We start from the raw sequence: 23,831 nt of genomic DNA, 5'->3' as shown, positions 1-23,831 counted from the left end.
TGAGATTCTTCTCCCGCTACAGCCACCCGTTGTCGGTGGCACGGCGCACGGCCTCTGCGCGGTTGCCGACGCCGAGCTTCCCGATCGCGCTCGAGACGTGGTTGCGCACCGTCCCCTCGGAGAGGAACACCCGCGCGGCGACGTCGGCCGTCGAGCCTCCGCGGGCGCAGGCACGCAGCACATCCGTCTCCTTCGCCGAGAGCGGGTTCGGTCCCGCGGCCAGCGACTGCGCGGCGAGCTCGGGGTCGACCACGCGCAGTCCCCGGTGGACGCGGCGGATCGCGTCGACGAGCCGCTCCACGGGGGCGTCCTTGACCATGAAGCCGTCCGCCCCCGCCTCGAGGGTGCGGCGCAGGTAGCCGGCGCGGCCGAAGGTCGTGAGCACGATGATCCGGGTGCCGGAGCCCTGGAGGCGCTCGGCGACCTCGAGCCCGTCGGCCGGGCCGCTCGCGCCGTCCGCGCCGATGCCCGCGGGCATCTGGACGTCCAGCAGCAGCACGTCGGGATGATGCTCGGAGACGACGGCGAGCGCTCCGGCGCCGTCCGCGGCCTCCCCGACCACCTCGATGTCGGCCTCCAGGCGCAGCAGCGCCGCGAGGCCCGAGCGCAGCATCGCCTGGTCATCGGCCAGGGCGATGCGGATCGGCGCAGCAGGTGCGGCGGACGCGTCAAGCATGGTGGGCTCCTTCGTCGAGCGGTCGCAGGGCGGGCGCGAGCCGCGCCGTGATCACGGTCCCCGCACCGTCCCCGTCGGAGGAGATCTCGAGCTCTCCCCCGCCCTCCTCGACGCGGCGCGCGAGGCCGTCGAGGCCCGAGCGGGCGCGATCACTCGGGATGCCCACACCGTCATCGGCGACGCTCGCGCTGCCGGCGTCCACACGGATGGTGCAGCGGGTCGCGCGGGAGTGGCGCACCACGTTGGTGACGCCCTCGCGGATCACGTATCCGAAGAGCTCGGCGCGCTCGTCGACGAGCTCGGGCAGGGCCGCGGGGACGTCGGCCTCGATCCCGGCGGCCGCGAGCACGCTGCGGGCCGAGGCGATCTCCGTGGCCGCGCGCACCTCCTGCATGCCGCTCACGGTCGCGCGGACGTCGGCCAGGGACTGGCGGGAGAGCCGCTCGACCTCGGCCATCTGGGCGTGCGCGGCCTCCGGATCGGAGGCCAGCAGGCGCTGGGCGAGCTGCGAGGAGACGGTGATGGTGGTCAGCGAGTGGCCCAGGATGTCGTGGAGGTCCCGACCGATGCGCTCGCGCTCGGCGGCGACGGCGAGGACGGCGTTGCGCTGCTCGGCCCGGGCGAGGCGCTCGGTGAGGATCTCGCGCTCGATCCCATAGCCCACGCCCAGGGAGATCATGAGGCCGACGAGCGCGAGGATGATCGTGATGTACTCGCCGGTGAGCACCGCGACGAGGCACACGGCGAGGGTGAGCGGGAGGATCACCACGCGGGCGGTGCGCCAGGGCAGCGCGATGGTGTGCGCGATCTGCACGAACATCACCATGTACAGGACGTTCGCGCCGATCGCGGGGACGAACAGCGCGACCAGCACCCAGACCACGCCGATGTAGGCGTACCCGACGCTCGGCCCGTAGGCCTTGACCCCGGGGAGATAGAGGAAGACCGCGCTGAAGGCGAGCGAGAGCACGATGATGGCCACCGTGCGCAGCACGCTGGGCTCGTCGAACGCCGGGATGATGACGAACAGCATGAACAGCAGGGACGGCGCCGTGTAGAACATCGCGCCGGAATCGACCGCCGCCCGGTGCAGTCCGCGCAGGGTCCGCGGATGCTGCTCGTCGCAGCGCTCGAGAGGCGGTGCGGTGGCGCCGGCGGGCCCGCGGCGTGCGAAGCCGGTCAGTCGTGTCCGCGCCATGGTCCTCCCCCTCCTCGCGAGCTGTTCAGCGATTCTTCCAGCATTCCTCGTTCCTCCGCACCGACATCCGTCCGCCGGTCCCGTCCGGTCCGACGGTCCCGATCGTGATCGATCGGGACCGTGGGTCGCGACCGATCGGGACCGCCGGCGGCCGCTCAGCGTCGGGAGGCGGAGCGGGCGGCACGGCCCAGCAGCAGGGCGGCGATCACCGCGAGGCCGAGCGTCCAGGCGGCGAGGGTCACCGCGCCGCGCACAGGGAAGTCCTCGCCGATGATGCCCCAGGTGCCCAGCTCGCCCACCCAGTAGGTCGGGGTGAATCGCGAGATGGACTGCAGCCAGCTCGGGAACATCTCGTAGGGGAACCAGAGGCCGCCCGCGACGGCGAGCAGCATCATGCCGATGGTGGTCGCGGCGCCGACGGCGCTGGGCTTCAGGGCGAGCCCGACGACGAGGCCCAGCAGGACCAGCGGCAGCATGCCGATCCAGAGGGCGAGCAGCGAGCGCACCGCCTCCAGGGCGTCCAGGTGGATGCCGGCGACGAGCGCACCGGCGAGGTAGACGCCGATCAGCGCAGGCAGGACGATCACCATCGCGGCGACCATCTTGCCGATCACGAAGCTGCGCGGCGTGAGGCCCGCGACCATGAGCTGGCGCAGCCATCCGTTCGTGCGCTCGAGCTGGATGATCGCGCCCGCATTGACCGCGGCGCCGAGCCCTCCGTAGGCGGCCATGCGCACCATGATCAAGGTGCCCACGGTGTCGCCGCCCTGGCCGACGGCCTCCTTCCCGAAGATCTCGTTGAACATGAGGAACATGAGGATCGGCAGGGCGACCGTGAAGAACAGGAACATGCCCTTGCGCAGGGTCGTCGAGGTCGACGAGAGCGCGAAGCGGACGGTGCGGCGCGTCTGGCTCGCGGGGGCTCCGCGGCCGATGCCCGGTGCGGCGGCGGTGGCCGTGGTGGTGAGTGCTGCTGCGGTGGTCATGACGTCTCCTGGCGGGTGGGAGCGGGACTTGCGGGACTGGTGGGGGTGGCTCTGGTGGAGTGCGTGGGGCGGGGGCGAGGGTGCCGCCGGGGCTGATGGGCCCGGCGCACCGGGCGCGCTCAGTGGGAGGTGAGGGCGAGGAACGCGTCCTCGAGGCTCGGGGTGGTGACCTCGACGTCGTGCGCCCGAGGCAGGCCCTCCCCGGTGAAGAGGCCCCGCAGGGTGGCGTCGGAGTCGGAGGTGGCTAGCCGCAGGCGGCCGTCGTCGAGCATGTCGACGCTGGTCACGCCCTCGAGGTGGGCGAAGGGCTCGGCGGCAGCGGGGTCGGGCACGCGCAGGGTGATCGCGCGTCCGCCGATGCGGGCCCGGATCTGGGCGCCCGTGCCGTCGGCGACGATGCGCCCGGCGTCCATCACGACGACCCGGCCGGCCTGCTGGTCGGCCTCCTCGAGGTAGTGGGACGCGAAGACGATGGTGCGGCCGTCGGCGGCGACGTGGCGCATGCGCTCCCAGAAGCGCCGACGGGTCTCGACGTCCATGGCGACCGTGGGCTCGTCCAGCAGGATGACCTCGGGGTCGGGCAGCAGCGCGAGCGCGAAGCGGACCCGCTGGGCCTCGCCTCCGGAGAGCTTCGAGGTGCTGCGGCGCAGCAGGGAGGAGATGTCGGCCCGCTCGATGACGTCGTCCATGGGCAGCGGATGCGCGCAGACCCCGGCGACGAGGTTCAGCATCACGCGCACCGGGGTCTCCTCGAGCAGGGCGCCGTTCTGGAGCATCGCGCCGACCAAGCCGCGGCGCGCCGCATCCGTGGGCGCAGCGCCGCAGATGCGCACCTCGCCGGCGTCCGGGGTCGCGAGCCCGAGCATCATCTCGGTGGTCGTGGACTTGCCGGCGCCGTTGGGGCCCAGCAGCGCGAGGATCTGTCCGCGCGGGACGGTGAGGTCGAGGTCGTCGACGGCGGTGAGGGAGCCGAAGGTCTTGGTGAGGCTGCGGCAGTCGATCGCGACATCGGATGCTCGGGTGGGGTCGGGAGTCGTCTCGTTCATGGCTCCACCCTCCGCCGCGCCGTGCCCGCGCACCCATCGGGCGCCGTCACGTCCCTCCCGTGACAGCTGTCATGGAGCCCGCGCAGGGCACGGTCCGCGGCGGGCAGCCTCAGTCGGCGGCGGGCAGGCTGCGCACCGCGGCCGCCACGGTGCGCACGAACAGCACGAGCCAGGTCATGACGGTCGCGGCCGCCCCCATCTCGAAGGCCGTGAGGCCCAGGTAGCCCACGCCCTTCCAGAGCACGAGCTGGACCATCAGTGCGATGATCACGCCCACGGTGACCGCCAGGAAGCTGCCCGGCAGGCGCCGGAACAGCATCGGGAAGCCGACGAGGGCCGCTGCGAAGACCAGGACGATGCTCTGGGCGGCAGCGTCGTGCCAGGTGCGCTCGGCGTCCACGGGGATGAGGGCGACGGCGATCACGAGCACCCCGAGGATGATGAGGGCCAGGCGCACGATGGTCGCCGGGGCGCGGGTCTGACCGGTCGCGCGGCACCAGAGGGCGACGTCGTGCCCCACGAAGTCGCCGATCGCGGCGAGCGCGAGACCCGCGAGCAGCAGGGTGAGGTTGAAGGTGAATCCGTCCCGGCCCGAGCCGAGCGCGGAGAAGTGGTGATGCCACCAGTGGGGGTCGCTCGCGCTGAGCGCCGCCGCGAGCGCGCCGGTGACCAGGAACGCGGCCAGCAGAGCGGACAGCGACTCGCTGGTGAGGGCGAGCGCGCTCTCCACGCACGCGTAGGCGCAGGCCGCAGCGGTGATGGCGACCCAGACGGCACCTGTCCAGCGATCCAGGGCGAGCCCCAGGAAGGCCGAGGAGAACACGCCGTACAGGGCGCTGCACAGCAGGAAGGCGAAGACCGCATGGAGCGCGCCGAGGGCGAGGATGTTCGCCGCGCAGCGCACACGGGAGATCTCCCGCAGCCAGGGCTGGCAGCGCGGGGTGATGGTGAGACCGGCCAGGACGAACCCGAGCAGGCCGGCGCCCATCCCCGCGTACGCCGCGACCTCGCCGATCGAGCCGCGACCGAACAGGGGCAGGGTCGCGCGGAGCGACACGAGGCCCACACCGAGGCCGAGGACGGCCGCGCCCGCGGCGCACCACAGCGCGGCGGTCTCGTCGCGGGAGGCCTGCGGAGCGGCGGCGGACGGCGCGGAGGCACGCGGGGAAGCCGGGGTGGGAGCGGTGTCGGGGGCGGTGGACTGCTCGCGCATGCCTCGATTCTCCCCCGTGCGCGGGCGGATAGGCTCACCGCGTGCTCGTCCGTGATCTGCGCCTGCTGCCGCCCTCCCCCGCATCCCCCGCCTCACCTGTCTCCCCCGTCTGCGTCCGGATGCGCGACGGGATGATCACGGAGGTCGGGCCGGACCTCGCAGCGGCCCCGGGCGAGGAGATCCTCGAGGCGGGCGGGGCGCTCGCGGTCCCGGGGCTCTGGGACCACCACGTGCACGTGGGGCAGACCGCCCAGGGCTACTCGCGACTGGACACCTCCGGTCTCGCCTCGGTCGACGAGGTGCTGCGCGAGGTCGCCGCCGCGATCGCCGCCCGCCCCGCCGACCGTTCCGGCGACCGTTCCGGCGCCCCACGGCAGGCCGGCGCCGCGGGCTCCGCCGGGGCCGAGGCGCTGATCGGCTTCGGTCATCGCCTCGTGGACATGGCCGGCGATCCGACGGTCGCCGGGCTCGACGCCGTCGCCGGGGAGCTGCCCGTGGTGCTGATCGGCGGCGACGCGCACCACGCGTGGATGAGCTCGGCCGCCCTGAGGGCCCTGGGGCTGCCTCCGCGGCGCGGCATCGTCGCCGAGGACGAGTGGTTCGATGCCGTCGCCCACCTCGACGATCTGCCCGGCGTCGCGGCGCACCTCGAGGCCGGGGTCACGAGCCTGCAGGAGGACGCCCTCGCGCGCGGGATCGTCGGCCTCACGGACATGGAATGGGCCGACAACGCGTCGCTGTGGGCGCGCCGCGAGGCGCGGATCCGCGTGCGCACGGCGACCTACGCCTCCGGGCTCGACGGGATCCCGGGGCCGACGGGCACGCCGATCGGCGCCTCGGGGCTCGTCACCATGGGGCCGCTCAAGGTGATCGCCGACGGCTCGCTGGGCTCCCGCTCGGCCTACTGCCGCCACCCCTACGCCTTCTCCGGGGAGGCGGGGGCGCATCCGCTCGGCGGCGGCTACGGGGTGCTCAGCCACATGGCCGACGATCTCGCGGCGCTGCTCGCCCGGGCCGGTGCGCGCGGCCTCCAGGTCGCCGTCCACGCGATCGGCGATGCCGCCGCCTCGGTGGTCCTGGACGCGCTCGCGGAGGCCGGCGCCGGGAGCGGGAGCAGCGCGACCGCGCTCCGACCGCGGATCGAGCACGCGCAGCTGCTGGCAGACGAGGACGTGGCGCGGATGGCGGCGCTCGGAGTGGGTGCCTCGGTGCAGCCCGCCCACCTGCTCGACGATCGCGATCCCACGGAGGAGGTCTGGCCGGCCGACGCGCAGCGCTCCTACCGCTTCCGCGACCTCCTCGATGCGGGCGTCGACCTGCTGATGGGCTCCGACTCCCCCGTCGCGCCCGTGGATCCCTGGCTCGCCATGGCGGTGGCGGTGCATCGCAGCGCCGATGCGCGCGAGTCCTGGTTCCCCGCCCAGCAGGTGCAGCCCCTCGAGGCGCTCGCCGCCTCGACCGACGGCGCCGGCGTGCTGCCCGCGCCGGGCGGGCGCGCGGACCTGGTGCTCCTGGATCCCTCCGGAGGAGCCCGCACCGATCTCCGCGGGGCCGACGGCAGCGCGGATGCGGGACTCGTCGCCGCAGCGCCGCAGGGAGCCGACGGGCTCTTCGCCGACGTGCCGCGAAGGGCCGACGGCCTGTTCGTCGAGGCTGCGGCGAGGGAGGCGGCCGCGCGCCTGCGCGAGGTGCGGCCGCTCGCGACGATCGTCGACGGGCGCGTCGCCTTCACCCGCTGAGGCCGGGCCGGCTCCCCCGCGAAGGCCGGGGGTGACGGGCGCTCAGGCGCCCCGCTCGACGAGCGCCGCGAGCCGGTCTATCGAGGACTGCAGGCTCTCGGCAGTGGTGGCGCGGGCCCGCTCCTCGCGCACGGGGTCGTGGAGGTCGGTCCAGTCGTAGGTGTGGATGACGCGGGTGCGCCCGTCGCCGAGCGGTTCGAGGTCCCAGCGCCACAGGTGGCCGGGCGGCTGCTCGCCCTCGGGGGCGGGGAGCCAGGCGATGCGCAGGCCCTCGTCGAAGTCGACCACGTGGTTCTCGCGCACGGCGCCGGTGGTCAGCGTCGTCGCGAAGACGTCCCCGATCCCGCGCACGCGCTGGCCGGAGGCGGCCTCGGCGAGGTTGTCGTTGCCGTCCCATGCGCTCTGCAGGGCCGGATCGGCGATGTGCTCGAAGATCACGCCCGGGTGGGCCGCGATCACGCGGCTCGTGCTCACCACGCGCGGGGCCGCCTCGGCGGCGTCGGTCAGGGTCTCGTCCATGGTGCGCATTCTGCCCTCCGCACGGACCGTCCGGCCCCGCGGCATCGACCCCCGGCGTGCTCCTCGTGTCCGCTGTGCACGCCATGTCGGCATCTTCCGGGCAAGGGGTCTACAGTGCCGCACTGTGACCCGGGTCGCCCTCCGCGGCGGCCCGCCCGCATCGCAGCCACGACCGGAAGGAGAGTGCCCTCATGGACACCACGGCGGACATCAGCACGGCGACGCAGCCCCGCACCCTCGACCTCTCGAGGCTCCGGGGCTACCGGGTGCGCGAGATCGGCTTCGTGCTGGGGCGCCTGCGGATCCGCTTCGAGTCCCCCGCCGGCTCGAGCGAGCAGCCGCTCCTGGAGTGCCTGGTGATGCCCACCGTGCTGAAGGGGCACACGATCGTCTCCGATGACGACGAGCGCTGGGCGGGCGCCCTGCGCGCACTGATCGGCCAGGACGTCACGGAGACCTACGAGGAGCAGGGCATCGGGCTGCGCCTCGAGCTGACCTACGGCTCGCTGCGCATCCACCCGCGTCCCTCCCAGCGCGACGGCACCGCCGTCGCGCGTCTGGGCGACTTCGGGGACGGCGCGCACAAGGAGTGGACGTCGGGGGTGGACTGCTTCGCGGATCTGCACCGCGAGCTGCGCTGACGACCGATCCGTGGGGCGCCCGGCCCGCAGCATCAATCGCGGCGGGCCGCCGTCCCGCCGAGCGCCCTGTCTGCCACCGCGAGCACGAGCAGCAGCACGGCCGCGCCGAGCATCACCAGACCGAGGTCATGCATGCCCGCGGTGTCGGCCCGTCGGCCGAAGAGCACGCCGCTCGCGGAGGACGAGCCGATCGCGCCGAGGTACATGAAGGTGCGCAGCAGCCCCGCCGCCGCCCCGATCTGGTCGCCGCGCGCCTGGCGGTAGACCGCGTTCTGGTTGGCGAGGTTCAGCAGGCCCTGCGGGATGCCGAGCACCACGGCGATCGCGAGCAGCAGCGCGAGCGGCGAGCTGTCGCCGAGTGCGAGCAGCAGGGCGCAGGCGAGGATCTGCGCCAGGGAGCCGACGATCAGCTTCCCGCGCAGCGCCTCGCGCCGCCCGGTGAGGGCGACCACCGCGATGCCCACGGCGAAGGTGGGCAGCAGCACGAGCCCGGAGACCGAGGGGCTGAGGTCGCGCGCCTCCTGCATCCACTGGGTGAAGCCGTAGATGTAGCCGTAGCTCACGAGCGCCGCGAGCACCGATCGCAGGTACGTGCGCACGAGGGCGGGGCTCGCCCGCAGCATGCGCACGTCGATGAAGGGGTCGCTGCGCCGCAGTTCGCAGATCCAGAATCCGGCGCCGGCGGCGAGGACAGGCACGAGCAGCCAGAGCCGGCCGACGGACGGGTCCATGACCAGGAGCAGCAGGCTCACCAGGGCGACCGTGAACAGCAGGATCCCGGCCACGTCGATCCGCGCGCGGCCGACGGGCCGACGGCTCGGCGGCAGGTAGAGCCGACCCAGCACGAGGCCCGCGGCGCCCAGCAGCACGTTGATCGCGAGCGTGCTGCGCCAGCCTCCGACGTCGATGAGCACGCCGCCGAGCACGGGGCCGATCACCGAGATGGTCTGGGTGGTGATGCTGAGCGCGCTGAGCACGGCGGCGGGGCTGTCCACCCCGGTCCGATCGCCCTCGTCGCGGATCAGCCGCATCGCCGAGGGGTAGCCGGCGCAGGTGCCGAAGCCGAGCACCACGCGGGCGGCCACGAGCACCCAGATGTTCGGCGCGAAGGTGCCGATCACGCCGGCGAGCAGGGTCAGCGCGGAGCCGATGAGGAACATGCGGCGGGCGCCGTAGGCGTCGACGAGGCGACCCATCAGCGGCTGGCCGACGGCAGTGGCGAGGTACAGCCCCGTGATCAGCCAGGTGGTCTCCCGGGCGGGAGCGCCGAGGGCGACGCCGATGGGCACGAGCGCGACGGCGATGATCGAGGAGTTGATCGGGTTCAGGATCGACCCGAGCATCATCGGGGAGAGCAGGCGCCGGTCGAAGCGGTCGGCGGGTGCGGGGCGGCGGGCGATCGCCGTCATCGCGCCAGCAGGCGCTCGAGGAGGGCGGCGGCCGCGATGATCTGCGCGCGCTCGTCCTCGGTGTACTCCTCGGCCAGGCCCTCCTCGAGCCAGGCCTGACGCATCCCGCGCGCGCCCTGCACGCAGTCCAGGCCCGCCTCGGTCACGGCGATGATCTGGCGGCGGCCGTCGGCCGGGTCGGCCGTGCGCTCGATGAGACCGGCCTTCGCGAGGGCCGCCACGGTGACGGCCGCGGCCTGGGGCGAGATGCGCTCGGCCCGGGCGAGCGAGGTGCCCGAGTCGGCGTCGCCGCGCACGAAGAGGGTGAGGGCCGAGGCCTGCGCGGGCGTGAGGGCGTCGCTGTCGGAGACCGCGAGGAGGCGGCGCCGCAGTCGGCCGACGACGCCGCGCAGGGCATGCGCGGCCTCCGCCGCGGAGGGCGGACGATTTGCTGCATCCATATCGTCAACGTACATTGATCAATGTTGATTGAGCAAATGAGGGGTCGGCCGACCCGGCCCCGCACCGTCCAGACAGAGGAGCACTCCCCCATGACCTCATCCGCCACCGTTCCTCGCGAGGCCTCGGCCCTCGCCCCGCGCTCCGTGCTGCTCGCCATGGACTTCCAGCACGGCATCGCCGACCGCTTCACCGGCACCGGCGTCCTCGAGCGCGCCCGCGAGGCGGTCGAGGCGGCGCGCGCGGCCGGCATCCCGGTCCTCTGGGTGCGGGTGGCATTCCGTCCCGGCTACCCCGAGATCGCTCCGTCCTCGGGTTTCGCCGGCATCGCCGAGCGCGCGGGCGACAGGGGCATGACCGAGGACTCCCCCGCCACCGCGCTCCACGAGGCGCTCGCCCCGCGCCCGGAGGAGCCCGTCGTGGTCAAGCGCCGGATCAGCGCGTTCACCGGCAGCGACCTCGAGGTGCTGCTGCGGGGCCTGCAGGCCGAGTCGCTCGTGCTCGCCGGGATCTCCACGAGCGGCGTGGTGCTCTCGACGCTGCGCCAGGCGGCAGACCTGGACTTCCGCCTCACCGTGCTCGCCGACGCCTGCGCGGACCCCGACGAGGAGGTGCACCGGGTGCTCACGCAGAAGGTGTTCCCTCGTCAGGCGACGGTGACCACCGTCGGCGAGTGGACTGCCGGGATCGGCAGGGCCTGAGCACGCGCCCTCACATCTCGCCCAGCAGCGTCTCCGCGTTGCGAGTGGTCAGGCGCCGCCAGCTGGTCGCCCCGAGGGGCGGCTGGGCACGGTCGATGCTCGCGATCTGCGCGTCGACCGCCGGGGCCGGGGTCCAGCAGGAGTCGCTGCCGTAGAGCACGTGCTGGGATCCGGCGACGTCCACCAGCAGCGGTGCCGCGTGCGGGAAGGGCGTGCCCGCGAGGTCGAACCAGAGCCCTCGCATCGCGTCGGCGAAGGGCACGCCGCCCAGGCCGAACCCGCCCTGGAACATGGAGACCCGGTCGGACAGCAGGGCGAGGGACGCCCCGGAGTGCGGGACGATCACGCGCAGCCCGGGGTGCCGCTCGAGGACACCTGCGAGCACGAGGTCGGCGATGCTGCGGGTCGAGTCGGCCATGAACTCGAGCATCGGGCGGGGCCGGCCGAGGTCCGTCCCGTCGGCCCCGACGGGCGAGGTCGGATGCACGAACACGATCGCGCCCGCGGCCTCGAGATCCGCCCACAGGGGCTCGAGCGCCTGGTCGCCGAGGTACTGACCGTGCGCGTTGGACTCGAGGATCACGCCACGAGCCCCGGGCAGCGCGAGCGCGCGGCGGGCCTCGGTGCGGGCAGCGTCGACATCGGGCAGGGGCAGCGAGGCGAAGAAGGAGAGGCGCTGCGGGTGCTCGGCGACGAACGAGGCCGCGGCGTCGTTCACCGCGCGGGCGAGCGATGCCGCCGCCGCGTCGTCCCCGAAGTGGCCCCCGGGCGAGGAGATCGAGAGCACCGCGTGCTCGATGCCGCGGCGATCCATGTCCTCGATCTGCGCGGCGAGGTCCCACTGCGGCCAGCCGGGCATGCCGTCCGGATGCTCGATCCCGGCCCCGCGTGCGGCCGCGACGTAGTCGTCGGTGACGAAGTGGGCGTGGACGTCGATGAGGCGGTCTGCGGGAGCGGTCATGGCGGGCAGGCTACGCCCGCCATGACCGCCCCTGCTGGGGCCTTCAGGCGGTGCGCGCGAAGAGGTCGAAGAACTCGTCGGCCAGCACGACCTCGACGTCCTCCGGCAGGCTCTCGACGAGCTCCTTCACGTCCGACGGGGTCCAGCTCCAGGCGTTGATGAGCCCGGCGATGAACAGAGGGCCTCCCGACGAGCCGTTGCCGCCGGACGAGGCCCTGCCGTCGCCCCCGCCCGTTCCGCGGGCCTCCTCGATCTTCGCGAGCAGCTGCTCGCGGTAGGTGTCGACGCCGCCGGCGGGATAGAACGTGCCGATCAGCGGGACGGCCGCGCCGGGGTCGCTGATCGAGCCCTTCTCGTCGGTCTGCATGATGCCGCGCAGATCGACGTTGTCCGCATAGGACTCGAGCACCCAGTCGGGCAGGGTCGGCGAGGGCTCGCCGGATTCGGGCGTCGAGTAGGCGTAGACCACGTCGAGCCCCGTGCGGGACTGGTAGCGGCCCGAGGCCTTCGTGAAGACGTCCAGCTGGTCCTTCGGCCAGGAGTCGCCGTAGGTGTAGCCGGCGCCCGAGGGGCCGCACACCAGGAAGTCGTTCTCGGTCGCGGTGTGCTGGAAGTGGTGCAGCAGGGCGGGGCCGATGTCCTCGAGAAGCGGCGTGATCGTCCAGTTCATCGGCACGGAGCCGCGGGCGGGATCGTCCCAGAGCTCGCGCATGTGCCGTTCGCAGAACTGGATGTTGTCGCCCTCGCCGAAGGTGAGCGTGACGTACGTGCGGTCCTCGACGCGGCCGCGCGAGGGCTTCGTGGGCTTCGCGCGGGTCGGGGCGGGGATGCCGGAGAGCACGCTCGCGTTCATGTAGAAGTCGGCGGCCACGACGATGACGCCGTGGGTGCTGCACAGCTCCACGCCCGACCATTCGCCGTCGACGTCGTTCGCGAACCAGCCGGCGTAGACGGTGCCGGGGTCGACCTTCTCCAGCAGCTCGGAGAACTGGCTGCCGCTCGCGCCCGAAGGCGGGAGCCAGGTGATCAGCGCGCTCGTGGCGATCGCGAAGTCGCGGAAGGACGAGAAGGGCTCGACGCGCGTGGGTGCGGCGGACGTGGCGGAGACGGCGTACTCGTTCTCCAGCTCGAGGTCGACGCTCACGGCCTTCGCGCCGTCCGGGACCTCGAAGCGATAGATGAAGGAGGAGCCGCCGTCGGCGAAGCGCAGGCCCTCCTTGGTCTGCGAACCGCTGCCGTCGAAGAGGTACTCCGCCTCGTCGTCGGTGCCGGGCACGAAGTCGGCGGTCTTCTCGCCGTCGACCGTGAGGGTCGCATGATGGAGCGAGGGCCCCCAGCCGTCATCGGGGAAGGAGTCGGACAGGCGCACGAACACCTCGCCGTCGCCGACGTGGGCGGTGAGGTCCACGGTGACGGTGCCGAGGTTCGAGGAGTCGGTGACCCGCTCCTTCTCGCGCGCCAGCTCGGTCCATTCGACGCCCTCGACCTCGACGGTGTGCGTGGGCGGGAGGCCGACGAGCACCTTGTGGGTGCTCCTCTCCCAGAGGTGGTCGATGGCGTACTCGTAGATCGCGGCGGGGTCGTCCTCGAAGCGTCCGCGCAGGTCCTCGACGACCTTCAGGTGGTGGTCGGAGGCCTGCTGCGCGGTCGCGACGACCGCGCCGCGCTGGGAGGCGATGGTGGTCGCGAGGTTGATGGTGTCCGGGGCGTCCATGTCGTAGACGACGGCGCCGGCGATCCGCCTGCGGTAGCGGCCGACGAGGTCGAGCGGTTTCTTCTCGACCCGGGTGCGCGCGGGGAGATCGGGGATCCAGGTCTCGTCGACGTCGTCGGCGATGAGGTAGACCTCGGGGCGCTCGCGGTTCACGAGACCCTGCAGGGTGACCAGCAGCAGGCGGTCGAAGCCGTCGAGCGTGCGCATGTCGCCCACGCGCACCGTGCCCGCGGCGCGGTCGAAGGTTGGGAAGAGGCGCCTGCGCTCCCAGTGGACGGCGGGGGCCGCACCGCCGGGGTGGCCGCCGTGGTGCCCGCCGGCGGGGGCGGGGCCCGCCGCGACGGCCGACGGGGCGCTGATCGAGAGGGCAGCGGCGGCGCCCGCGGCACCGATGCCGCCGGCCAGCGCCGTGCGGCGGGTGAACGAGCGGGACGTCGAGGGCGTCGGCGCTGCCGTCTCAGGGCGGGAGGAGAGGGCGGGGCGGGGCAGATCCACGGTCATCATCGACTCCTGTGGGAGGTGGGGGATCTGCACTGTAACCGCGGGATGCTCACGTGGGAAGGGTGGGTCGGGGGCACGAGACGGCGGGTGGCGCGGTTTGCCGGAAAAGTCCTCGAAGAGTCCGGAACCGATGGACCCGCCAACCCTCCCCACACCCCCGCCGTCCACATCGTCGCGCTGCAGGGCGCACACCGTGGGCACCCTGGGCATTCGAGACGAGCCGCCTCGTCACCCCATGTCAAGTCATCCTTGACAGCTCGTCCAGTCGGCAGGAGACTCGTGTGGACATCACGGCATCAGCCCGCCGACACGGAATCGACGACCACGACATACGCCATGCCTGGCGGAACGCAGTACGACTCGTCGAGTACGAGTACCGCGGAGAGGATCGTCTCCTGGTCATCGGCCCGGATCGCCACGGGATGCTGCTCGAGATGGTCGCGCTTCCCACGGACGCCCCGGCCCTCGTCATCCACGCAGACCGACTTCGCCCGACCTTCTACGACTACCTGAGGTGATCGCATGGCATTCGACCCCGCTCACAGGACGACGGCGAACGGCCTGGACTCTCTGGACCCCCTGACGACTCCGTCGCAGGATGCAGAACCCTTCCGTCGGATCCTCGCCGCGCGCGAGGGACTGGTGCGCGCAGAACGGGAGCTGCGGGATGCTGTCGCCACCGCACGGGACACAGGGATCTCCTGGACCGTGATCGGTGCGGCCCTGGACACCACCCGCCAGGCGGCGCAGCAGCGGTTCGGCCGCTGAGACCACCGTGCTCGCGCGATTCCAGTGCTCAGCCCTTCATGCCCGAATGGGCGAGCCCCTCCACGACGCGGCGCTGCAGCACGATGAACAGGATCATCAGCGGCAGCATCGCCATGAAGCTCGCCGCCATCATCACCGGGTAGTCCGTCGTGAACTGGCCCTGCAGGGACGTGAGGCCGACGGCGAGGGTCGTCTTCTCGTCGTAGGTGGCGGCGATCAGCGGCCACATGAGGTCGTTCCACGAGGCGAGGGCGGTGAGGATCGCGACCGCGCTGAGCGCCGGCCCGGAGAGCGGGAACATGATCCGCCAGAAGGTCTGCCACGGGTTCGCGCCGTCCAGGCGCGCCGCCTCCTCGAGCGAGGCGGGCATCGACAGGAAGTGCTGGCGCATGAGGAAGGTGCCGAAGGCGCTGAAGACGCCTGGTGCGGCGATGCCGGCGATGGTGTTGAGCAGGCCCAGGTTCTGGATCACGCCGTACTGCGGGATGAGGTAGATCTGGTACGGGACCATGAGGATCGAGAGCACCAGCGCGAACACGAGGTTCCTGCCGCGGAACCTCATCCGCGCGAAGGCGTAGCCGGCCAGGGCGCACAGCAGCAGTTGCCCGATCACGCGGGCGATCGTCACCAGCGCCGTGTTCACGAACTGGTGCAGGAACGGCACCTGCGCGAAGACCGCCGGATAGTTCTGCCACTGAGGCGAGGCGGGCAGCCAGCTGGGCGGGACCGAGGTGACCTCCGCCTGCGTGGAGAGCGACATGTTGATCTGCCACAGGAACGGGAACACCATCAGGATCCCGCCGATCAGCAGGACCGCATGGGTCGCCCAGCGGGGCCGACGAGAGCGGGCACGGTCGCGGGCAGCCGTCTGGGTCGCGGGGGTGGTGGCAGGTGCGTGCGCGGGCGTCTCACTCATAGTGGACCCACCTCCTCTGAAGGCGGAACTGCAGCAGCGTGAACACTCCGATGATCGCGAGGATCAGCAGGGCGATCACGGAGGCGTACCCCTGGTTGTTCTGGCGGAAGGCCTCGGAGTAGAAGAGGTACACGAGGGACTGGGTGTCGGCCATCGCGGGGTTCGCCTGGCCCATCATCGCGAAGAGCAGGTCGAACAGCTGGAAGCCGTTGATCGCGGTGATGATGCTCAGGAAGAAGATGCTCGGGGTCAGCAGCGGCACGGTCACCGAGAAGAACTGGCGCACGGTGCCGGCGCCGTCGAGCTGCGCGGCCTCGTAGAGCTCGGCGGGGATGCCGCGCAACCCCGCCCCCAGGATGATGATCGCGAGCGGCAGGCTCGACCACAGGCCCACGATCGAGACCGCGAGCAGCGACCACCAGGGGGCGGTCACCCAGTACGGGCCGTCGATGCCCACGAGGGAGAGCACCCAGTTGACCAGGCCGAACTCCTTGTTGAAGATCATCCGCCACACGAGCGAGACCGCGACCGGCATGGAGACCGCGGGCAGGAAGAACAGCACCTGGTAGAAGCGGGCGAAGCGCAGGCCCTTCTGGTTCAGCAGCGAGGCGATGCACACCGCGAGCGGGATCCCGCAGAGCACGATCAGCGTGTAGATCAGCGTGTTGAGGACTGCCCTCGGGATGAAGGAGTCCTGCAGCAGCTGCGCGTAGTTCGCGAGCCCGTTGAAGGTGCGTCCGCCGAAGGGGCCGAACACGGTGAAGGAGTTGATGACCGTCGCGATGATCGGCCAGAAGTAGAAGACGGCGATGCCCAGGAGCAGCGGGCCGAGGAAGACGAGCGGCCACCAGCCGTCTGCTCCTCGGCCTTTCCTGCGCGGCGCGGCCGCAGTGGTCTCATGACTCATCGGCGAGCACTCCGTTCATCCGATCGGCGAGGTCCCCCGCGGTCTCCGCGAGGTCACCGGGGCCGCCGACGATCTTGGGGAGCAGGAGCTCCTCGAGCTGGTTCCAGGCCGAGGTGTTCTGCGAGACGGGGTAGGGGCGGGCGCTCTCCGCGGCGTCCACGAAGAGCTCGAGGTCGAACCCGGGGAGGGCGTCGAAGAAGCTATCGTTGGTGCCGATGAACGCCGGGTTCGCGGCCCCCGCGGCGCCCTGGATGCGGTTCGCCTTCTCCGACCCCAGGAACGAGAGGAACGCCGAGGCGGCGGGCTTGTGCGCGCTGTGGGCGCTCATCGCGTAGCCGATGCCGTGGATGACATTGCCCTCCTGCTTCCCATGGAGAAGCGGGGCGGCATCGATCTGCTCCTTGACCACGGAGTCCTGGAGCACGGCCGCCTGCCAGTTGCCCGAGGTCATGAGCGCCGCACGGCCGTCGCTGAAAAGATCCTGCGGACGATTCTCGGTGGTGTAGCGGACGTCGGGGGCGATGCCGTCGTCGATCATCCCGCGGAGGAACTCGAAGGCCTCGAGCGTCCCGGGGTCGTCGTACCCGGAGGTCTTCTTGTCCTCGGAGACGATGAAGCCGCCGGCCTGCAGCGCGAGCGGATAGATGTACGCCTGGGTCTCGATGCCGCCGGGATTGCCCCAGATGCGGTCGGACCGGAGCTTCCGGGTCACCTGCTCGGAGGCGTCGCGGTACTGCTGCCAGCTCCACGAGCCGTCGGGCGCATCGACGCCTGCCCGGTGCAGCAGCTCCCGGTTGTACCAGAGGCCGATGGTGTCGAAATCCTTGGGAATCGCGCAGGGCTCCGCGTCGTAGGTGTAGAGATCGACGAGGTTCTCGGGATAGTTCTTCGGATCGAACCCCTCGAGATCGCTGAGGTCCTGGAGAAGCCCGTGGGAGGCGTAGAGCTCGAAGTTCGGGCCGTTGATCCAGAACACGTCGGGGAGGTCGTCGCCCGTGGCCTGGATGCGCAGGCGCTCGAAGTAGCTCCCGTACGCGGCGACCGACATCGTCACCTCGATGCCGGGGTAGTCCTCGTGGAAGGCGTCGATGATCTGCTGCATCGCGGGAGCCTGAGCGGCGTCCCAGATCTGGAAGCTGATCGAGTCCTTCGCACTCGTGGCGGCCATCGCGCCGAGCTCCGGGGAGACTCCGCCGTCTCCCGAGGAGCAGCCGGAGAGCGCGAGCGCCCCTCCCGCCGCGGCGACGCCTGCGGCTCCGAGCACGGTGCGTCTGCTTGTCACTGCCACTCCTTCGTGCTGTCGTTCCGGCGCGTGCGGACACGGCCGACGACGATCCACGGTAAGGCATGCGCCAGGCAACGCGTAAATCGCTTCACCAGCGCTGATACGAACCACGGAACGGGCTGCTCTCCGCTCTGGGACGAACGCGCCGACCCGCCCGCCCCGGCTCCTCCGAAAAATCGCTCGACCCGGCTCCCCCGAGCGCCGTACGGTGCTGCCGAGCGTCGGCCGCCATGCGCCGACCCCGAGGTGAGGAGGACCCGATGGTTGCCACTGCGCTGACCCCTGCCGTCCTCCGCTCCGCTCCGACCTGCTGAACCGCCGTCGGCCCCACGGCCGCCGCCGCGCCGATCGCGCGCCCGCGCTCCCGCGCCGCAGGTCCCCACCTCGGGAGAACCCCTCATGGCATCGTCCTTCGACTGGGACACCTTCTACTCCACCTCTCTGGTCACCGCCGGCGTGACCGACGACGACCTCCCCCACGACCCCGATGGCCCCGGGCCCGATCAGCGCTGGTCGACCTGGCCCGAGACCGCCCACACCCTGGACCGCGGCCCGCAGCCGTTCCCCGACTGGGTGGTCCAGCACGAGGGCGCGATCGACACCGAGCTCGGTGTGCTGAAGACCGGCAAGGAGGCCGACGCCTTCCTGATCGAGCGCGCCCTGCCTCCTGACCTCCGCACGGGCGCGCCCGGCGAGGCCGCGCTCATGGTCGCCAAGCGCTATCGCACCGATGAGCACACCTCCTTCCACCGCTCCGTGCAGTACACCGAGGGCAGGCGGGTGACAGATTCCCGCGAGGGCCGAGCGATCGCGCGCGGCAGCGCCTTCGGCAAGCGGGCCGCCGCCGGGCAGTGGGCGCGCGCCGAGTTCGACACCCTCGCGCGTCTGCACGCCGCCGGCCTCGCCGTGCCCTACCCCGTGCAGATCCAGGGCACCGAGGTGTGCATGGAGTTCATCGGCGTCGGCGGGCCCGGGGCGGGCAGCGGACTCGACGTGGTCGGCGGGGCCGACGCGGCCAGCGGTCCCGACTCCTCCAGCGGACCCGGCCCGGTGCGGAAGCCGGGCGAGCACGGGGCACCCGCCACGCCCGTCGCCGGGCCCCGGCTGCACGAGCGCCGGCCGTCGGCCGAGCGGGCCGCGCAATGGACCCGTGAGCTGCGCGGCTTCGTGCTGCGCCTCGCCGAGATGGGGCTCGTCCACGGCGATCTCTCGGCGTACAACGTGCTGGTCGATCCGCGCAGCGCCGACGAGCGCCTGGTGGTGATCGACGTCCCCCAGGTGATCGACCTGATCGCGAACCCCAACGGGCCCGACTTCCTGCGCCGCGACTGCGAGAACGTGTGCACCTGGCTGCGCGCCCACGGCGCCGATCCGCGGGGCGCGAACGCCGAGGAGTGGTGGACGGAGGCCATGGAGCGGCGGGGATGAGGTGCGGGCGCTCCCCTACGGACATCCCTCGACACCAGGTCGCTGGGGCCTTATTATCTTCGTATGCGCGAAGATACGAAGAAATGCACGTTCGACGAGCACAGCCAGTACGCGGACCTCGCGGCGGAGGTCTTCTCTCTGCTCGCGGACGCCACTCGGGTGCGGATCATCCTCGCGCTGCGCGGCGGCGAGCTCACCGTCAACGACCTCGCCGATCGCGTCGGCAAGTCGCCCACGAACATCTCGCAGCACCTCGCGAAGCTGCGCTGGGGGAAGGTCGTGCAGGCCCGCCAGGAGGGCACCCGCGCCTACTACAGCCTCATCGACGAGCATGCGCGCCAGCTCGTCACCCAGGCCGTCATGCAGGCGCAGCACGTGGTGGGCGGGGTTCCGGAGCATCACCGGGACGATCTCGAGGCCGGCTGCCCGCGGGACCGAGGGACGAGCGCATGAGCGCGGACTCCCTGCTCGCGCGGATCGATCGCACCGATCTCGCGCGCATCGCGGTGGTCGCGGCGTGCGCAATCGCGACGGCTCTGCTGCCCGCGTGGCCGCTCGAGCGGATGCCCCTGATCGCGCTCGTCGGCCTGGTGGTGGGGCTCTGGCCGATCCTGCGCGAGGCGTTCGAGGACGTGCGTGCGCGGCGGATGAGCATGGAGCTGTCGATGCTGCTCGCGATCGCGGCTGCCGCAGCCATCGGCGAATGGGTGACGGCGCTGATCATCGCGGCCTTCGTGCTCGCCGCCGAGATCCTCGAGGACCTCTCCATGGATCGCGGGCGCGAGGCTCTCACGGACCTGATGTCCTTCCTGCCCGAGTCCGTGCAGGTGCGGCGCACTGGAGCAGCGGAGGAGGACGGCACTGCGGACGGCGCAGCCGCACGACCGGGCGGCGGAGCGAGCACCGTGGTCGACGCCCCGGCGGACTTCCGGGACGTGCCGCTCGCGGAGGTCCGCGTCGGTGACACGGTGCTGGTCCCTCCCGGTGGCCGCGTTCCCGTGGACGGCGCCGTGATCGCAGGCGCTTCCGCCGTGGACGCCTCGCGCATCACCGGGGAGTCGCTGCCGGTGGACGTCGGCCCCGGCGACGGCGTGCACGCCGGATCGGTGAACCAGATGGGTGCGCTCGAAGTGCGCGCCGAGCGCGTGGGCGAGGACTCCTCGTACGGGAGGATCGTGCGCGCGGTGCGCGAGGCCCAGTCGACCGAGGCCCCCGCACAGCGTCTGGCCGACCGCCTCGCCGCCTGGCTCGTCTACATCGCGCTCGCGGGCGCCGCGGTCACCTTCCTGCTCACGCGCGACCTCACGGCGACGATCTCCGTGATCCTCGTGGCCGGCGCCTGCGGGATCGCCGCCGGCACGCCGCTCGCGGTGCTCGCCGCGATCGCGCGGACCGCGCGCACGGGCGCCTTCGTGAAGGGAGGCGCGCAGCTCGAGGCGCTCTCGGCGGTGGACACGGTCGTGTTCGACAAGACCGGGACGCTCACCAGCGGGGACCTGCAGGTCGTCTCCGTCTGCCCGGCCGACGGGATGTCGGTCACTCGGCTGCTGCGCCTCGCCGGCAGCGCCGAGCTCTACTCCGAGCACCCCGCGGGCCGCGCCCTGGTCCGCAGGGCGCGCGAGATGGGAATCCCCCTCGAGGCGCCGACGGACTTCGCCGCTCTGCCCGGTCGAGGGATCCGCGCCCGGGTGGCCGGTGCTCTCGTGGAGATCGGCGGCGGCGGGGACTCCCGGATCCAGGTGCGGACCGACGGCGAGAGGATCGGATCGGTCCAGCTCGCGGACACGGTGCGCCCCGGCTCGGCCGGCGCGATCAGCGCCCTGCGCACCCGCGGGCTGCGCGTGCTCATGCTGACGGGCGACGCCCCGGCGACTGCCCACGCGATCGGACGGGAGCTGGGCATCGAGAACGTGGAGGCCGGGCTGCTCCCCGAGCAGAAGCTCGCGCGGATCGACGCGGAGATCGCCGCCGGGCACCGACTGGCGATGGTCGGCGACGGGGTGAACGACGCTCCGGCGCTGCTGCGGGCCGACGTCGGCATCGCGATGGGCAGCGGCACCGACGTGGCGCAGGAGTCGGCGGGCGTCGTCCTGATCAGCTCCGACCCGGAGGACCTCGCGCGCACCCTGCTCATCGCCCGGCGCGCGCGGCGCATCGTGATGGCGAACTTCGCGGGCACGATCGCCGTGGACCTGCTGGGCATCGTCCTGGCCGCCGTCGGAGTGCTGAATCCGCTGGCCGCAGCGCTCGTGCACGTGGGCAGCGAGACGGCCTTCATCCTGAACTCCGCGCGCCTGATCCCGGGCAGGAGGGCCGGGGTCCGAGACTCCAGCGCACTTTCGGAGAATCCGTCATCCGGCAGCCGCCGCGAGGCGGCGCGGTCCGCCGCCCAGGACTCGGGCCGTCCTTGATGATGCGCGGGCCGACGACCATGCTCGTCCCATGAGGACGCGCCGACGGCTCCTCACCCGCGGGTCCGCCACGACGGGCGCCGCATGATCGAGACGACTCCGGCACCGCCGCCGGCAGCGACATCTTCGGAACGGAGCCCCGCATGCTCAGCCGCCGCCAGACCCTGCTCGTCCTGGCCTTCCTGGGCTCCCTGGGCTCGGCATCGGCTTTGAGCGCCTGCGGCCCGAACCTCCCGTCGAGGTCGAACAGCGATCCGGACACGGTGCGCACCTACTGGTGGGGCGGCGATCTGCGCCATGAGCTGACGCAGCAGGCGTTCGACCTCTTCAAGGGCTCCCACAGCGGCATCACGGTCACGCCCGAGTACAGCGAGTGGACCGGGTACTGGGACAAGCTCGCGACCCAGACCTCGGGCGGGAGCATGCCGGACCTCCTGCAGATGGACGAGAAGTACATCGACTCCTACGGGACCCGCGGCGCCCTGCTCGACCTGGAGACGCTCGGGGACGTCCTGGATCTCTCCGGCATGGAGAAGAGCCTGCTGGATACGGGCCGCCTCGAGAACGGCACGCTCGTCGGCGCGCCTCTGGGCACGGGCATCCTGTCGGTCGGGGTGAACTCCGACATCCTCGAGGAGTCGGGGGTCGACGCACCCCATGACACCTCGTGGACGTGGGATGACCTCCAGCGGACCGCCGCCGGGATCAGCGAGTGGGCGGCCGAGGAGGGCAGGGACATCGTGGGCCTGGACGGCTTCGGACAGGGCGGCGACCAGCTCGCGGCGTGGGCGCGCCAGTCGGGCGAGCAGGTGTTCCCGCGGTCGGACGAGACCCTGGTCAGCCTGGACACGATCGCATCCTTCCTGGACTACTCGAAGAAGCTCGTGGACGCCGGAGCAGTCCCCTCCGTCTCGGCGCAGATCGAGGACACTGCTGCAGGTGTGGAGCAGGGCCTGTTCGGCACCGGCCGATCAGCATTCCACCTGCAGTTCCACACGCAGATCCAGACGTTCCAGACGTCGTCCAAGGCGCATATGACCCTGTGGCGGCTGCCGGCCCTCACCAGCGGCCGGCATCACATGGTGAACAAGGCATCGATGTACTGGTCGATCTCCTCGAGGTCCCGATCGGCGCAGAACGCGGGAGTGCTCATGGACTTCCTGCTCACCGACCCCGGCGCCGCCAAGGCGCTGAAGATCGAGCGCGGCGTGACGGGATTCCCCGAGGTGCAGGACGAGATCGAGCCGGACCTCGACGAGATCGAGACCGTCTGCCTGGACTTCGCGCGGGACATGCAGAAGGAGGTCGCCCCCACCCCGCGGGTCACGCCCACCTCCGGCGTCGGCTTCTCCGACGACTTCACCCGGCTGTCGCAGGCCTACTACTTCGGCAGCCAGTCCCTCGAGGACGCCGCCCAGGCGATCCTCAGTTCGGTGCAGGGCATGCAGTCCTGAGGTCGTCCGGCGGCCCCGATCAGCCGGATGCGCGGGTCCGCGAGATGACGACGAGGCCCATCGCCGGCCGTCGCCGCGGACGACGGATCGCCGTCGGCCCTCTGACCGCGGGAGGCGAGGGCCGCGAGGACGCCGAGCCCCATCACGACGAAGATGCTGCGGCCCGCGGAGACGAGCGGGACCGGCGCATCCTGCAGCGCGACGGCAACGAGGATCCAGGTCGAGGCGAGCAGCAGGACCAGCGCGAGCGAGGACAGCAGCAGCGCGGCGCCGTGCCGGCGGCCCGCTCCCGGCGGCTCGGCGGCCGTCACCCGGGCCCCGCGCTCACCACACGGACGCGCCCTCACGCGCTGCCGTCCCGCAGCTGCGCGACCACGCCGAGCAGCCCCTCCATGGCCTTCGCCCGCACCACGTCACCCGCCTGGAAGGCGGGATCGAGCACGGCGTTGTAGTAGAGCCCGTCGCCGATCAGCATGATCGCCTCGGCCCGGGCGTCGTCGCCGACCTCCTCGCGGATCAGCGCGAGCCATCCCTCGCGCATGTCGGCGAAGGCCTGGTGCACGGGCGCATCGTCCCTGCCGGAGAGGCGGGTCGCGGCCACGAGCGTGCGGTCGAAGGGTGTGTCCTCGAAGACGGAGGTGCGCACGAAGTAGGCGGAGGGTCCGTCGGGCGCCTCGGCCATGAGCTCGACATCCTGCGCGGCGCGCTCGCGCATCCGCTCGGCGAGACCCTCCACGAGGGCCCGCTGGGAGCCGAAGTGGTAGAGCAGCCCGCCCTTGGAGACCCCTGCCTGGGCGGCGACGGCGTCGAGGGTCGCGGCGCGCCCCCCGTCGCGGATGAGGATCTGCTCGAGGGCGTCGAGGACGTCTTCACGTGCGGACATGACCCACACCATAGGCCCCGCTGTTTACTGTACCGTC

General features: G+C 72.1%; 24 protein-coding genes. 9 read left to right on the top strand and 15 right to left on the bottom strand.

What is annotated here, in order from left to right; translation table 11 throughout:
- Positions 1 to 16 precede the first annotated feature (16 nt).
- The 5 genes from FHG10_RS00770 to FHG10_RS00750 form a co-directional block, all read right to left on the bottom strand.
- Positions 17 to 676, bottom strand: coding sequence for a response regulator transcription factor (locus tag FHG10_RS00770; RefSeq protein ID WP_152351444.1), 660 nt, complete (start codon positions 674 to 676; stop codon positions 17 to 19).
- Positions 669 to 1,874 carry a sensor histidine kinase gene (locus FHG10_RS00765; protein WP_152351443.1) on the bottom strand — a complete coding sequence of 402 codons (1,206 nt, stop codon included), beginning with the start codon at positions 1,872 to 1,874 and terminating at the stop codon, positions 669 to 671. The genes FHG10_RS00770 and FHG10_RS00765 overlap by 8 nt, the downstream gene beginning before the upstream one ends.
- 155 nt (positions 1,875 to 2,029) lie before the next feature.
- On the bottom strand, positions 2,030 to 2,860 hold the full coding sequence (locus FHG10_RS00760) for an ABC transporter permease (protein WP_152351442.1): 831 nt from the start codon (positions 2,858 to 2,860) through the stop codon (positions 2,030 to 2,032).
- Positions 2,861 to 2,979: 119 nt separating this feature from the next.
- A complete protein-coding gene (locus tag FHG10_RS00755; RefSeq protein ID WP_152351441.1) occupies positions 2,980 to 3,906 on the bottom strand; it encodes an ABC transporter ATP-binding protein in 927 nt (308 codons plus the stop codon).
- Positions 3,907 to 4,015: 109 nt separating this feature from the next.
- Positions 4,016 to 5,119: a DUF998 domain-containing protein gene (locus FHG10_RS00750; protein ID WP_152351440.1), complete on the bottom strand. Its 1,104-nt coding sequence runs from the start codon at positions 5,117 to 5,119 to the stop codon at positions 4,016 to 4,018.
- Positions 5,120 to 5,160: 41 nt separating this feature from the next.
- Between FHG10_RS00750 and FHG10_RS00745 the strand changes: the two genes are divergently transcribed.
- On the top strand, positions 5,161 to 6,858 hold the full coding sequence (locus tag FHG10_RS00745; RefSeq protein ID WP_227487941.1) for an amidohydrolase: 1,698 nt from the start codon (positions 5,161 to 5,163) through the stop codon (positions 6,856 to 6,858).
- A gap of 42 nt (positions 6,859 to 6,900) precedes the next feature.
- On the opposite strand, the gene FHG10_RS00740 is transcribed toward FHG10_RS00745, so the two are convergent.
- The gene (locus tag FHG10_RS00740; RefSeq protein WP_152351439.1) at positions 6,901 to 7,377 is read right to left on the bottom strand and encodes an SRPBCC family protein; all 477 of its coding nucleotides are present in this window, start codon (positions 7,375 to 7,377) and stop codon (positions 6,901 to 6,903) included.
- A gap of 191 nt (positions 7,378 to 7,568) precedes the next feature.
- Between FHG10_RS00740 and FHG10_RS00735 the strand changes: the two genes are divergently transcribed.
- On the top strand, positions 7,569 to 8,018 hold the full coding sequence (locus FHG10_RS00735) for a hypothetical protein (protein ID WP_152351438.1): 450 nt from the start codon (positions 7,569 to 7,571) through the stop codon (positions 8,016 to 8,018).
- A gap of 32 nt (positions 8,019 to 8,050) precedes the next feature.
- On the opposite strand, the gene FHG10_RS00730 is transcribed toward FHG10_RS00735, so the two are convergent.
- A complete protein-coding gene (locus FHG10_RS00730) occupies positions 8,051 to 9,427 on the bottom strand; it encodes an MFS transporter (protein ID WP_152351437.1) in 1,377 nt (458 codons plus the stop codon).
- The gene (locus tag FHG10_RS00725; protein ID WP_152351436.1) at positions 9,424 to 9,882 is read right to left on the bottom strand and encodes a MarR family winged helix-turn-helix transcriptional regulator; all 459 of its coding nucleotides are present in this window, start codon (positions 9,880 to 9,882) and stop codon (positions 9,424 to 9,426) included. The genes FHG10_RS00730 and FHG10_RS00725 overlap by 4 nt, the downstream gene beginning before the upstream one ends.
- Before the next feature lie 75 nt (positions 9,883 to 9,957).
- Between FHG10_RS00725 and FHG10_RS00720 the strand changes: the two genes are divergently transcribed.
- A complete protein-coding gene (locus FHG10_RS00720; RefSeq protein ID WP_152351435.1) occupies positions 9,958 to 10,566 on the top strand; it encodes a cysteine hydrolase family protein in 609 nt (202 codons plus the stop codon).
- Between the two features lie 10 nt (positions 10,567 to 10,576).
- Here FHG10_RS00720 and FHG10_RS00715 read toward each other — a convergent pair whose 3' ends face one another.
- Both FHG10_RS00715 and FHG10_RS00710 read right to left on the bottom strand, forming a co-directional pair.
- A complete protein-coding gene (locus tag FHG10_RS00715; RefSeq protein ID WP_152351434.1) occupies positions 10,577 to 11,527 on the bottom strand; it encodes an amidohydrolase family protein in 951 nt (316 codons plus the stop codon).
- Between the two features lie 43 nt (positions 11,528 to 11,570).
- Positions 11,571 to 13,742: a GxGYxYP domain-containing protein gene (locus FHG10_RS00710; protein WP_152351433.1), complete on the bottom strand. Its 2,172-nt coding sequence runs from the start codon at positions 13,740 to 13,742 to the stop codon at positions 11,571 to 11,573.
- Between the two features lie 281 nt (positions 13,743 to 14,023).
- Here FHG10_RS00710 and FHG10_RS00705 point away from each other — a divergent pair, with 281 nt between their 5' ends.
- Together FHG10_RS00705 and FHG10_RS00700 are read left to right on the top strand one after the other, a co-directional pair.
- The gene (locus tag FHG10_RS00705; protein WP_152351432.1) at positions 14,024 to 14,260 is read left to right on the top strand and encodes a hypothetical protein; all 237 of its coding nucleotides are present in this window, start codon (positions 14,024 to 14,026) and stop codon (positions 14,258 to 14,260) included.
- A gap of 4 nt (positions 14,261 to 14,264) precedes the next feature.
- Positions 14,265 to 14,510 carry a hypothetical protein gene (locus FHG10_RS00700; RefSeq protein WP_152351431.1) on the top strand — a complete coding sequence of 82 codons (246 nt, stop codon included), beginning with the start codon at positions 14,265 to 14,267 and terminating at the stop codon, positions 14,508 to 14,510.
- Between the two features lie 28 nt (positions 14,511 to 14,538).
- Here FHG10_RS00700 and FHG10_RS00695 read toward each other — a convergent pair whose 3' ends face one another.
- Genes FHG10_RS00695 through FHG10_RS00685 form a run of 3 tightly spaced genes read right to left on the bottom strand, consistent with a single transcriptional unit; the run spans position 14,539 to position 17,615 of the window.
- Positions 14,539 to 15,426: a carbohydrate ABC transporter permease gene (locus FHG10_RS00695; RefSeq protein WP_152351430.1), complete on the bottom strand. Its 888-nt coding sequence runs from the start codon at positions 15,424 to 15,426 to the stop codon at positions 14,539 to 14,541.
- On the bottom strand, positions 15,419 to 16,333 hold the full coding sequence (locus FHG10_RS00690; RefSeq protein ID WP_152351429.1) for a carbohydrate ABC transporter permease: 915 nt from the start codon (positions 16,331 to 16,333) through the stop codon (positions 15,419 to 15,421). The genes FHG10_RS00695 and FHG10_RS00690 overlap by 8 nt, the downstream gene beginning before the upstream one ends.
- The gene (locus FHG10_RS00685) at positions 16,323 to 17,615 is read right to left on the bottom strand and encodes an ABC transporter substrate-binding protein (RefSeq protein ID WP_152351428.1); all 1,293 of its coding nucleotides are present in this window, start codon (positions 17,613 to 17,615) and stop codon (positions 16,323 to 16,325) included. The genes FHG10_RS00690 and FHG10_RS00685 overlap by 11 nt, the downstream gene beginning before the upstream one ends.
- A gap of 402 nt (positions 17,616 to 18,017) precedes the next feature.
- On the opposite strand from FHG10_RS00685, the gene FHG10_RS00680 reads away from it, so the two are divergent.
- The 4 genes from FHG10_RS00680 (at position 18,018) to FHG10_RS00665 (ending at position 22,911) form a co-directional block, all read left to right on the top strand.
- Positions 18,018 to 19,046, top strand: a complete 1,029-nt coding sequence (locus FHG10_RS00680; RefSeq protein WP_152351427.1) for a serine protein kinase RIO — start codon at positions 18,018 to 18,020, stop codon at positions 19,044 to 19,046.
- Between the two features lie 63 nt (positions 19,047 to 19,109).
- Entirely contained in the window at positions 19,110 to 19,499 is a 390-nt protein-coding gene (locus FHG10_RS00675) for an ArsR/SmtB family transcription factor (protein WP_152351426.1), read from the top strand.
- Positions 19,496 to 21,457, top strand: coding sequence for a heavy metal translocating P-type ATPase (locus tag FHG10_RS00670; protein WP_152351425.1), 1,962 nt, complete (start codon positions 19,496 to 19,498; stop codon positions 21,455 to 21,457). Before FHG10_RS00675 ends, FHG10_RS00670 begins: the two co-directional genes overlap by 4 nt.
- A gap of 143 nt (positions 21,458 to 21,600) precedes the next feature.
- Complete coding sequence (locus FHG10_RS00665; RefSeq protein WP_152351424.1) at positions 21,601 to 22,911, top strand: ABC transporter substrate-binding protein; 1,311 nt, start codon at positions 21,601 to 21,603, stop codon at positions 22,909 to 22,911.
- Here the strand turns inward: FHG10_RS00665 and FHG10_RS00660 are convergent.
- On the bottom strand, positions 22,839 to 23,222 hold the full coding sequence (locus FHG10_RS00660; protein WP_152351423.1) for a hypothetical protein: 384 nt from the start codon (positions 23,220 to 23,222) through the stop codon (positions 22,839 to 22,841). The two genes, FHG10_RS00665 and FHG10_RS00660, sit on opposite strands and share 73 nt — an antisense overlap.
- A 32-nt stretch (positions 23,223 to 23,254) precedes the next feature.
- Entirely contained in the window at positions 23,255 to 23,794 is a 540-nt protein-coding gene (locus FHG10_RS00655) for a TetR/AcrR family transcriptional regulator (RefSeq protein ID WP_227487940.1), read from the bottom strand.
- Positions 23,795 to 23,831 lie beyond the last annotated feature (37 nt).

Origin of the sequence: Brachybacterium subflavum, from assembly GCF_009299795.1 — a bacterium.
Taxonomy (GTDB): Bacteria; Actinomycetota; Actinomycetes; order Actinomycetales; family Dermabacteraceae; genus Brachybacterium; species Brachybacterium subflavum.
This window is presented reverse-complemented; position numbering and strand designations above follow the sequence as displayed.